The following is a 12,267-nucleotide window of genomic DNA, read 5'->3' on the forward strand; positions in this document are numbered from 1 at the left end:
ATCTACTAACTACATCAATTAATAGAATCATTCAATGAATAAACCCTCCCATTCATACAACACGCATGAACGGGAGGGTTTAGTTTACTATTTTACAAATTAAATAATATCTGCTACTACAGGTTCTACTTTCACATCAAAAGGTGCAGATGGATCTACACTATTGACTTCAGTTAGTGTAGTTGGCTCAACACTTTTTACTTCAGTTGGTGTAGATGGCTCAACACTGTTTTCTTCAATTGATTTAGGTAACTCCACCTTTTCAGGCTCCATATTAATCATAGCTGGAACTGGTAATACTGGTTGTTCGTATTCGTATCCATGCATAAGGATGGATACTTGCCCGTCACCATTCGTTACTCTCACTTCAACTGGACCAGCTACTGTTCCTACAGGAACACTCACTTCCAGTTGAGTAGGGTCCACATAAGTGGTAGGAACATCTACTCCGTTAAAACTCACTTTGGACGTGTCATTAAAGTTCATACCTTTAATAACAATGATGTTGCCGCCCGCCAGAGGTCCTTTGTTTGGAGTTACCTCCGTAATTACTAGCGCTGGCTTCGGTGGATCTGCAATGTAAGTGTATGCAGCCATTAGATGAGCTTCTTGTCCATTTCCGTTTACGACTTTAATATCTGCCGCTCCTGGCATAGTCGTAGCTGGAATACGCACTTGCAGTTCTCCTGCTGAAGTGAACGTCGTTGATGCTTCAATTCCGTTTACATACACTTTTGACGCGATGCTAAAGTTCGAGCCCCTAATGGACACGAGATTACCACCTTCCAACAGTCCCGTGTTCGGCGTCATTTCTGTAATAGTCGGTGCAGGTCCTAACTTGAATTTAAATCCTTTTGCTAATGTGCTCTTTTGATTAGTTGGGTTAATAACTGTAACGTCTACAGCTTCTTCCTTGTTCCAAGCAGACATTGTGATGTTAATTTGGTTTGCACTCACAAATGTTGAGGCAACCTGAACGTCTCCAAATAGCACTTTCACACCGCTTGCAAAATTCTTACCATTAATCGCAGCTGTAACATTTTCAGAAATGAATGTTGCATCTGGTGTAATAGAATCTATTGCAGGCCCTTGTGGCAGCAATACGGTAGCAATAATAAGTGGGGTGCTCCACTCTCCAATTCCAGATGCATTAATTGCGCGTACACGAATGGTATAGTCCGTATTAGCTACTAAGCCTTTTAAGTTGTAAGTTGCGCTACTTGTTTTAACTACTTTACCGCTATACTCCATTTCATAACTTGCAGCTCCGGCTACTGCCGTCCAAGTTACATTGATGCTATTTAGTGTTGCAATACCCGCTACATTTGTAACTACACCTGGTACAGTAATACGCGTTACCGGCTTACTCCAGTCACTTACATTGTTATCACTCTTTGCACGTACTTTGTACGTATGGGAGCTTGCTGGATTCAAGTCTGTATGCGTATAGCTGTTACCCATAACAACTTGGACAACACCATCCGCTTCAACTTCGTACGATGTTGCGCCGACAATTGCCGGCCATGTCACCGTGATCTCATTGCTCGTTTTTGATACAGCAGTTGCTACTGGTGTTGGGAGAAGCGTTTTTATAGTTACTGGTGCACTCCATTCACCGTTGCCACTTGTATTTTTCGCACGGACACGAATGGTGTAGTCTTTGTTCGGCTGCAAGCTACTTACTGTTGTCGATACAGTAGTTACAGTTGACACTACCGCTCCATCACGCTCAACTTCATAGCGAGCAGCTCCTGGAACAGCTGGCCAGCTCAAGGCAATTGTATTACTTGTAGCAGTTCCTGTTACTTGTCCTGTTACTGATGGCAACGTGTGAGTCGTAATTGCTGCACTCCACGCACCTTCATTGGAATCATTCTTTGCACGCACTTTGTATGTATGTGCACTCGCAGGAGTCAATCCTGTGTGCGTATAGCTGTTTCCTGCTGCCGCCTGTATGACTCCATCCACATCGATTTCGTATGAAGTGGCCCCAGGAATTGCTGCCCACGTCACTGTGATTTCGGAAGTTGATGTAGATACCGCTTTAGCTGTTGGTGTAGGCAATTGTGTCTTCACCATAATCGGTGCACTCCATTCACCTACTCCACCTGTATTCTTGGAACGAACACGAATCGTATAATCCGTATTCGGTGCTAAGCTGCCAAGTAGGTATGGAGATTTGCTTGGGCTTACCAATTTTCCGTTGAACTCAACGTCGTAACCTGTTGCGCCTGGTACAGCATTCCACGTTAAATGAACACTGTTAAACGTTACAGCTCCTGCTACAGCAGTTGCAACTGTTTCAGGCACTGTGAAATGTGTAATCGGCTTGCTCCAGTCACTTACATTATTATCATTCTTAGCACGTACCTTGTACATATGAGAACTTGCTGGCGCTAAGTTTGCATGGGTATAAGATGGGCTGTTTACAACATGAACGACTCCATCCGCCTCAACTTCATAAGCTGTTGCATCAGCAATTGCTACCCATGTCACAGTTACTTCCGTACTTGTTGATTTAACTGTAGTAACTGGCGTAGTCAGCAATGTCTTAACTGTAATCGGCTGACTCCATTCTCCGAAGCCGCCTGTATTATTTGCACGTACACGAATTGTGTAGTCTTTATTCGGTGTTAGGCTGCCTAATGTAGCTGTCACTCCCGTTGCAGACTGTGCAATTGCTCCATTGCGTTCAATCTCGTATTTAGTTGCCCCAGGAACCGCTGTCCAAGTTAGAACGATGCTGTTGCTTGTTGCTTTTCCTGTCACGACTCCTGTTCCAGTAGGTACAGAATGAGCTGTAATTAATGTGCTCCACGCACCTTCATTCACCGTGGACTTCGCGCGCACCTTGTACTTATGTGCGCTTGCTGGCGCTAGGCCTGTGTGCGTATAGCTCGCACTATTTACCGTTTGGATCACGCCATCGACTTCAACTTCATACGATGTTGCTCCTGGTATTTCTGCCCAAGCTAGTGTAATTTCGTTAGGAATTGTAGATGTCGCTTTTGGTACTGGTGTTGTGAGTTGAGTTTTAGCCATAATTGGCTCACTCCATTCACCTGCACCACCTGCATTTTTTGCACGGACGCGGATTGTGTAGTCTGCATCTGGGGTTAAACTGCGCAGCACATAAGGTGTTGTGCTCGCTGCAATTGTCTTTCCGTTGTACTCGACTTCATATCCCGATGTTGCACTTGGAGCTGCTACCCAAGTCAAGTTAACGCTATTAAACGTCAATAGCCCTGCCGCAACATTTGTAACAGCTGCTGGTACAGTGAAACGAGTTACAGGTTTACTCCAATCACTTACGTTATTATCGCTCTTCGCACGTACTTTGTACGTATGTGAGCTTGCTGGTGTTAATCCTGTATGCGTATAGCTCGGACCATTTACAATCTGTACGGAGCCATCCGCTTCAACTTCATAAGATGTTGCACCTGTTACCGCAGGCCACGTTATTGTAACTTCTGTACTCGTAGAAGTAGCCGTTGCAACTGGGGTTGCCAGTAACGTTTTTACCGTGATTGGCTGACTCCATTCTCCGTTGCCACCTGTATTTTTAGCACGTACTCGAATCACGTAGTCCATGTTCGGCTGCAAGCTGCTTAACGTCGAAGCTGGAGTAGATACAGTCGCAGCAAGTACTCCGTCGCGCTCGACTTCATATCTTGTCGTGCCTGGCACTGCTGGCCAGCTCAGCACGATGGTCGTACTTGTTGCTGTGCCTTTGGCTTGCTCCGCTGCTGCCGGCAATGAGTGTGCTGTAATCGCAGCGCTCCATGCGCCTTCGTTGGTATCGCTTTTTGCACGCACTTTATATGTGTGTGCACTTGAAGGTATCAAACCTATATGCGAATAGCTCGCTCCTTTAACATGATGGACGATACCATCTGCATCAACATCGTATGATGTTGCGCCTGGAACTTCCGCCCACGTTAACGCTACTTCATTCGGTGAAGTAGCTGCCGCTTTAGCAACTGGCGTCGGTAATTGTGTCTTAGCCGTAATCGGCGTGCTCCACTCACCTGTTCCACCTGCATTTTTCGCACGCACGCGAATCGTGTAATCCGTATCCGGCGTTAAGCTGCGCAGTACATACGTCACAGCGCTCGAACCAATCAATTTCCCATTGTACTCGATATCATATCCAGACGTTGCTCCCGTAACAGCTGGCCAAGATACACTAATGGTATTAAATGTCGTCGCTCCTGCCGTCACATTTGTAACGACTGTCGGTACTGTGAAACGAGTAACTGGCTTGCTCCAGTCACTTGCGTTGCTATCAGTCTTTGCACGTACTTTGTACGTATGGGAACTAGCTGGCACTAAGCCCGTATGCATATAGCTTGTATCGTTAACGACATGTACTACACCATCCGCATCGATTTCATACGATGCTGCGTCAGCAATAGCTGGCCATGTCACTGTTACATCTGTACTTGTGGAAGTAGCTGTCGCTACTGGAGTCACAAGTAGCGTCTTCACCTTAATCGGTGCGCTCCACTCACCTACGCCGCCTGTGTTATTGGCACGCACACGAATGGTATAATCCGTGTTCGGCTGAAGCCCACTTTGTGTAGTTGTAACACCCGTTACAGTCTGTACAACTACTCCGTTACGCTCAACTTCATACTTCGTTGCTCCTGGAACCGCTGTCCAATTCAGTACAACCGAATTGCTTGTTGCCTTCCCTGTAACCGTTCCAGTTCCTGCAGGTACAGTGTTAGCTGTAATCACGGTGCTCCATGTACTCTCATTCGTATCATTCTTTGCACGCACTTTGTACTTATGTGTGCTTGCTGGAGTCAGGCCTGTATGCGTGTAGCTCGGGCCATTTACAGTCTGAACAACACCATCTGCCTCGATTTCATAAGATGTAGCACCTACAATATCAGCCCAAGCTACTGTAATTTCACTGCTTGCTGATGTTGTTTTAGCAACAGGTGTTGCCAATAGTGTCTTGACCTTAATCGGGTCAGACCATTCTCCATCTATTTTTCCACTTTTAGCTTTCACTCTAATGGAGAGCTCTTGATTTGGTGTTAATCCTGTCAATTTATACTGATTCGTAGTTGGAGAAGATTTAACAACACCATCTACCTCAATATCATAGGCAGAAGCACCTTTCAAAGCATCCCATTTAAAATCTACGGTATTGAATAGTGGTGTCGATGTCACACCTGTAACTTTCGGGAAAAACGTAGAAATTACAATAGGATTTGTCCAATTACTTTCGTTGTCCACACCTTTTGCTTTTACTTTATATGTAAAGTTGGTGTTCGTTGGTAAACTATCAGCTGTATAGGTAGTAGCGTTACCTATATTTACGATCGTACCGTTTGCATCCACTTCATAGCTTTGTGCATCAGGAACTGCATTCCAGTTTAGCGAAACCGAATTCGTTGTACTGGATCCTTGCACAGTAGGAGTAAGCATTTTAGTCTTGTATGTGTTGACTTTGCTCCATGTACCTTCGCCTAATCTGTTTTTAGCACGAATTTTCACTTGATACTCTGTGTTAGGCTGTAAACCAGAAATCATACGAGAACGTGAAATAGAGTTCTCTACGCTTCCGTTTACATCGATATCATAAGACTCAGCAAACGGCACTAGAGACCATTTCAATTGAATCTTTGTATCAAACAAGGCAGGCTCCTCTACAACTGGAGGGGCAGTATCAACAGGCTTAATTTCGTTAAGCGCAGGTGTAAATATTCCTTTTCTACCTTCAATATCATTGCCATAGTAGTAATTGAGTTCAGAGTCAAAATCAACTACACTACCTGTATCTGCATTGACAATGAAATAAGCAGCAGGGTCTGAATAATTCGTGTGTCTAGGTGTAGATTGCCCTGTCACATCAGTAGTACTGGATTGCCATTGTCCAACTTCCATTCCGGACTGAGAGTAGCTACGTTCATTGTACATGTAATGAACTTCTTCTACTTTTAAACGAACCGCATTTTTAATTTGACCTGCATGTGGAGATGTATATTCGCCAAACTCCACTTTTGAAACGTAACTTCTGTCGCCAATAAAGGACACCGTCTGGGAACGAGAAATCGAACCGCCTCTCCAGCTATTTGAGAACGCCCTAGACCATGACATCTGTTGCCCAGACGAAATTTGACTTCCGTTTACGATGTAATCCCCGCGTTGATCTTTCACTAGGATCAAACTTCCATCTTGGCTAACGTATGTAGCCTGTGTGGCCCAAGCAGATGTTATCGGTAACGCTAATAACATTAAAACCGTAAGCATTAATGCCACGACTGCTTTTTTTGTCTTTTTCTTTTTTCTTTCTAGCATGTAGTCTTCCCCTTTTGTTTTCTTTAGTGATCATATAAGTAAATATTCATATATTTTTGATACATTTATCACCTCCAACATATTTATGAAAATTAAGAACAGGTATCTAAAATAATATGTAAATTATACTAAGGCAATATCTAGTTATATTATTTTTGTGAACAGGCATAAAGAAAGCCCGTAAACCTACTACGTAAATAGAGTAAATAACAATAAGGAAGACCTTTCTTGTTGATTAAAGTCACGACAGATCGTATGGATTATAAGCAAAACGAACACGAAAGAGGCGCCATTTCGCAAGTCGATACTTTCCAACTTGACATAAATGACACCTCTTGCTTGGGATAGTAAACATCTATTCAAAATGTTCTAGCACTATTTTCCCTATCGTTCGACCTATTTCTAACTTGGCATGGGCAAGGCGAAGATTAGATGCGTTAATTGGCGTTAACCGCTCCGTTACCGTTGTCTTCACTTTACCTGCGTCCACAAGATCAGCCACCGCGTTTAGCAGCTTATGTTGCTCTATCATATCCAACGTATTGTACATCGGCCTAGTAAACATGAACTCCCAAACGAAGGTTGCACTTTTGTTTTTGAGCTGTGATAGATCAAGCGGTACAGGCGAATCGACAATCGAGCAAATTTTCCCTTGTGGCGCGATAGCATCCACCATGTTTGCCCAATGGAGATCGGTATGGCTTAAGCACAAAATATAATCGACAGACTCGAAGCCAAGCAGACGTAATTGCGGCATAAAGGGTTCAAAATGATTAATAACATGAGCAGCGCCCTGCTGTTTAACCCACTCTACCGATTCCGGACGCGAAGCCGTTCCAATCACCGTCAGGCCAGCAAGATGAGCGAACTGCGTAGCAATGGAGCCTACTCCACCTGCCGCACCGATCATTAATATCGTTTTTTGCTGATTAAGATCCTGATGACCTGATATACCGAGGCGGTCATACAACGACTCCCAAGCTGTTATCGCTGTCAGTGGAAGCGCCGCTGCTTGGGCAAAGTCCAACGATGCAGGTTTTTTTCCGACAATACGCTCGTCTACTAAATGATATTCACTATTGCCACCCGCTCGAGTAATGCTCCCCGCGTAATACACCTCATCACCAGACTTGAACAACGTCACTCCCGGTCCAACCTGTTCCACAATTCCGGCTACATCCCAGCCTAATATTTTCGGTTCTTGTTCAACCGTGTCCTTCGGCTTCCGGACTTTTGTATCGACTGGATTAACCGAAATCGCTTTCACTTGAACTAAAATATCGTGTCCGTTAGGTGTCGGCTTTGCCACTTCTACATCCAGCAAGCTATCCTCATCTGAAATAGGCAAGTAACGATGCAATCCTACCGCTTTCATTCGTTGTGTAGTCAATGTTAAGATCATCCCTCTCCTGATAGACTGATTATCGTATGCCATAGAATAGAATTAGAGCGTTCATTATCGCCGCTGCGTCTTCATAAATCGAATAGCCTCACGTGTGCCGTCCAAGTATTGTATCGTCTCTTCATACTGCTCGGATGCCACACACATGAATAGCACATCAATCATATGCAGTTGTGCGAGACGTGAAGATGTCGCTGCACTGCGAAAAGTCGCTTCCTTCGATGCGCTCGTAAATAGATTCATGTGCGCTATGCTTACGACGGGAGAGTTTCCGAATTGAGTAAGGCTAACTGTGCGGCATCCTTTTGAATTGGCCAACTTTAATACATCCACAACCTCAGACGTTTCACCTGAATACGAAATGCCGAAAATGACGTCTTCTGCCGTCATATTGGCAATTTGCATCGCAACCATATGCACGTCCGTAAAAGCGGAAGCGGGCTTATTAATACGCAAAAATTTTTGCTGTGCGTCCAATGCAATAATGGAAGAAGCGCCTACCCCAAAAAATAAAATTTGGCGCGCTTTGATTAAAGCGTCTACCACTTGCGAGACGGCATCCATATTAACGATCTCTGACGTTTCGCGCAGCGCTTGAATGCCATTGTTCGTTGTCGTGGCGAGCACAGAAGCGATCGACTCATGTGGTTTAATGTCGCGGTAGCCTTCTACCTCACTTTTGTGCAAATCACCAACAATGCGCAGCTTCAATTCTTGAAAGCCCTTTAACTTTAAAGATTTGCAGAGCCGAATCACGGCCGCGCTGCTTGCATGGCACTTTTCTCCTAATTCAGAAGCTGTATAGGTTACTGCTTCTTCCGGAAACTCGAGAATATAGCGCGCAATCTTCTGTTCAGATTGCGGCAAGCTAGTTAGAATGTCTGACAGCATAATGAGCCCACCCTTAGTCGTTGAACCGTTCATCTATCCTCCTCCTTTTAGCAGTATGTGTATATTAGCTTTCTTACCTCTTTCGCGAATCACAATTGTCGTCTCGATCATGTTAACACGGAGTACAGCCTATCTCAATACGTGAACAAATGTACAATTTCAAAAAAATCCGCCTAACAAACGTCTATAATGGCACGTCGCACAAAACCATTGGAAGCAGCAAGCTTGCGACGCGCTTCTTCAGCCGTTGTATGAATGAGCAGCATCACGATTGCTGTCTTTACTTCATAATCCGCCTGCTCCAGCATCGTTTCAGCCATCTCTTGCCCTACGCCCGTTACGGTCATCACAATGCTTTTCGCTCGTTCCATAAGTTTGAAGTTGCTCGCCTTTAAATCTACCATTAAATTCTCATACACTTTACCCAATTTAATCATTACGGTCGTTGAAATGGTATTCAAAATTAATTTATGTGCCGTCGCTGCTTTCATCCGCGTAGAACCTGTAACGGCTTCAGGACCGACGAGCACTTCAATCGCAACAGTCGCTTGCTTGCTAATCGCCGCCTGCTTGTTAGACGATAGTGCGATTGTGGCCGCGCCTACTTGATTGGCATACGTCAAGGCACCGATTACATACGGGGTGCGTCCGCTTGCAGCAATACCAATGACCACATCGGCTGCGCTCAGGTTACGACTGCGCAAATCGGCTGCGCCTTGCTCTACATCGTCTTCTGCGCCTTCAACAGCGGCAAAGAGAGCGCTGTTTCCACCTGCGATTAGCGCTTGAATCATTTCCGGCGCAGTGCTGTAAGTTGGGGGGCATTCCGATGCGTCAACAAAGCCAATACGCCCGCTTGTCCCTGCGCCCACATAAAATAACCGCCCTCCCTGACCCAAAGCAGCATACACGTGCTCTACAGCTGCCTCAACCTGTGGCAGCACCTGCGCTACCGCTTCCATCACGAAGCGATCTTCCTCATGAATCGCACGTACAATCGCGCCTGTATCCCACGTATCAATTTGCATCGTGCGCGGATTTCGCTGTTCGGTTAGCAGCTCTGAAATGATGCGCCCCGTATTTTTTGTTTCCATAACCTCACATCCCATCCGTTGTTAGTCGTTTGGCGGCCAAGCTGTCCTCACTTAATTGCTGACTTAACCGCACTTTCATCTGCTCATCTAATCGCTCACTTATCTGTTCACTCTGTTGCTCACCTAATTGCTCATTTAACTGTTCACTTAACCGTTCACCCTGCTGAACGACCGTGCTCTTTTGAAATGTAGTGCCCGTTTGCAGAAGCGCTGCCACGACCGCTCCACCTACAGGCGGTATTGCCGGAATAACAAAATGAACATGCAGCTCCCCTAGTTCCTTGCACACTCGCTCAATATGAGGTACAAACAAATGCGCGCAATTGAAAAGTCCGCCCGCTAGCACGACTGGAATCGATAGAACAGGCTGCTGCGGGAACAACTTACGGCGCAATCCAACGATCGAACGCCCCATTTGCTCCCCTGCGTGCCGGACAATTCCCAGCGCTACTTCATCATGCCGTTCCGCTGCTTCCAGCACACAAGGTGCAAAGGAAGCAATACGCAGCCGCGCAGCATGGTCGTATATAAACGGAATAATCTCTCTTACGTGAAGCCAATCTCCCGCACGGAGGCACATATCCGTTAGCGCCGTAGGCGGTCCTATACCGTCTAGCGCTGCAAATATAGCTGCAAGCGCCTCCCTACCCAGCGCGTAGCCGCTCCCCTCGTCACCGAGCAAATAACCCCATCCGCCGACTCGCGCGCGTGCTCCGCTCTCATCAATGCCGTACGTAACCGACCCTGTACCCGCTATTTGTACAATGCCGTGCTGACCATACGTACCTGCATAAAGGGCAGTTACCGCATCATTGTCGATCACAATAAATATAGGCCTTGCAGGAATCCGTTCCCTTAGCTCACTTAGTTCTCTTAGTTCTATTAGTCTCCTTAAATCGTCGAGTTCCCCTAAATATCGATACAATTCGTCACGGTTATCTCCCTGTTCGATGCCCGCAATTCCTGCAAACACTCCTTGTACCTGTACAGCCGATCGCTCTGCATACTGCAGCAAGCGCCTAACAACAGCCCCCACCTGCTCCATGGCATGGTTGCGATCCGGTCCATTCATATTGGACGGACCAGCAGCACAGTATGCAAGCACCTCTCCGCTTAATGCGCACAGCACACCAACCGTCTTCGTCCCTCCACCATCAACACCGATAACAGCCATTTTTTACACCTCTATCTCAACACGACTCTCATCCAAGCATGACTCTGAACTCAACCTTACTTTAAAGCTTCATACTTAATCTTTTGCCTATCTCCGTACACTTTTTCCGCCTGCGAGCTATTCCTCTTCACGTAGTCAGCGAGCTCCTGCTTCTTATTCACTACCCTTACCGATATAGCAAATAAGGTGCCGACATCTGCCGGAACTGTGCCAATTCATTATCCAGTCCAGCCAAATATCGTTCAGCCTCGCCTCGTTGAAGTATCCCTTGCAATTCGCTCGTTCCAGCAAGCTGCTGGAAATGCGTTGCCTCCGCAAATTGAATCTGCTCTGGATACAACCGCAAAAGCGTCTCCAGCACATACAAACCAAGGGCAAATGGATGTACGCGATCACGATTGTGAATATGCAGCTGAACACCTTCGCACAATTGACCTGCATACTTTTGATAAGTAGGCACAAATGACACAGGTCTAGCAATTACCCCGTCCATTGCTCCGCTCATAGCTCCATTCATTTCTCGTTTAGCTGATTCTCCTTGCATTGTCCGTTCATTTAACTGTGCAGCCAGACGATATCCATCCATAAAAGGCGCTCCAATCATCTCAAAAGGCTTAGACGTTCCCCTGCCTTCAGACAAATTGGTCCCTTCCAACAAACACGTTCCTGGATATAGCAAACACATGTCCAATCCCGTTGCATTCGGTGATGGTGGAACCCACAACAGCCCTGTCTGGTCAAAATAATCACTCCGTGACCACCCCTCCATCTGAATAACCGCTAGCTCACAGCGTACGCCGAATTCATGACAGAACAACTGTGCAAGTTCACCGATTGTAAGTCCGTGCCTGACCGGAAGCGGGTATTGACCAACGAAGGAACGACACGATAACTCCACGATATTTCCTTCTATTGAAAGCCCATTCAGTGGATTCGGACGATCCAAGACGATGATAGGAATGCCCAGCTCTCCACACGCCTCCATCACATTCGCCATCGTGTACGTATAGGTGTAGTAACGCGTACCAATATCCTGCAAATCAACGACCATAAGCTCAATCTGTTCTAGCATTTTGGGAGTAGGCTTACGCGTGTCTCCATATAAACTGTACACAGGCAGACCAGTATGCTTATCTATAGATGACCGCACATCTTCTCCTGCTTTCGCATCGCCACGAATGCCGTGCTCTGGACTGAACAATGCCGTTAATTGCAGTTCTGTACGTTCATGAAAAAGATCGATAACCGACACTAACCGGGCGTTTACACCCGTGTGATTCGTAACTAAACCGATCCGCTTTCCTTGTAAGCGCGACATCGAATGTTCTAACAAGCATTCCAAGCCCAGCTTCATCGCGATTCCTCCTACTACACCTTTATCCAACCAAGCGAGG

6 protein-coding genes are annotated in these 12,267 nt (G+C 46.0%); all 6 read right to left on the bottom strand.

Annotated elements, in window-relative coordinates; genetic code table 11:
• Window positions 1-99: 99 nt before the first annotated feature.
• The gene (locus tag KIK04_RS02015; RefSeq protein WP_232276686.1) at window positions 100-6,312 is read right to left on the bottom strand and encodes a fibronectin type III domain-containing protein; all 6,213 of its coding nucleotides are present in this window, start codon (window positions 6,310-6,312) and stop codon (window positions 100-102) included.
• Window positions 6,313-6,667: 355 nt separating this feature from the next.
• Complete coding sequence (locus KIK04_RS02020; protein ID WP_232276687.1) at window positions 6,668-7,687, bottom strand: zinc-binding alcohol dehydrogenase family protein; 1,020 nt, start codon at window positions 7,685-7,687, stop codon at window positions 6,668-6,670.
• 81 nt (window positions 7,688-7,768) lie between these two features.
• The gene (locus tag KIK04_RS02025; RefSeq protein ID WP_232276688.1) at window positions 7,769-8,638 is read right to left on the bottom strand and encodes a MurR/RpiR family transcriptional regulator; all 870 of its coding nucleotides are present in this window, start codon (window positions 8,636-8,638) and stop codon (window positions 7,769-7,771) included.
• Window positions 8,639-8,778: 140 nt separating this feature from the next.
• Window positions 8,779-9,699 carry an N-acetylmuramic acid 6-phosphate etherase gene (gene murQ, locus KIK04_RS02030; RefSeq protein ID WP_232276689.1) on the bottom strand — a complete coding sequence of 307 codons (921 nt, stop codon included), beginning with the start codon at window positions 9,697-9,699 and terminating at the stop codon, window positions 8,779-8,781.
• A 4-nt stretch (window positions 9,700-9,703) separates the two neighbouring features.
• The gene (locus KIK04_RS02035; protein WP_232276690.1) at window positions 9,704-10,873 is read right to left on the bottom strand and encodes an N-acetylglucosamine kinase; all 1,170 of its coding nucleotides are present in this window, start codon (window positions 10,871-10,873) and stop codon (window positions 9,704-9,706) included.
• A 166-nt stretch (window positions 10,874-11,039) separates the two neighbouring features.
• Window positions 11,040-12,227, bottom strand: a complete 1,188-nt coding sequence (locus tag KIK04_RS02040; protein ID WP_232276691.1) for an exo-beta-N-acetylmuramidase NamZ family protein — start codon at window positions 12,225-12,227, stop codon at window positions 11,040-11,042.
• Between the last annotated feature and the right edge of the window lie 40 nt (window positions 12,228-12,267).

The organism is Paenibacillus sp. 481, assembly GCF_021223605.1.
In the GTDB taxonomy this organism is placed as follows: Bacteria; Bacillota; Bacilli; order Paenibacillales; family Paenibacillaceae; genus Paenibacillus_B.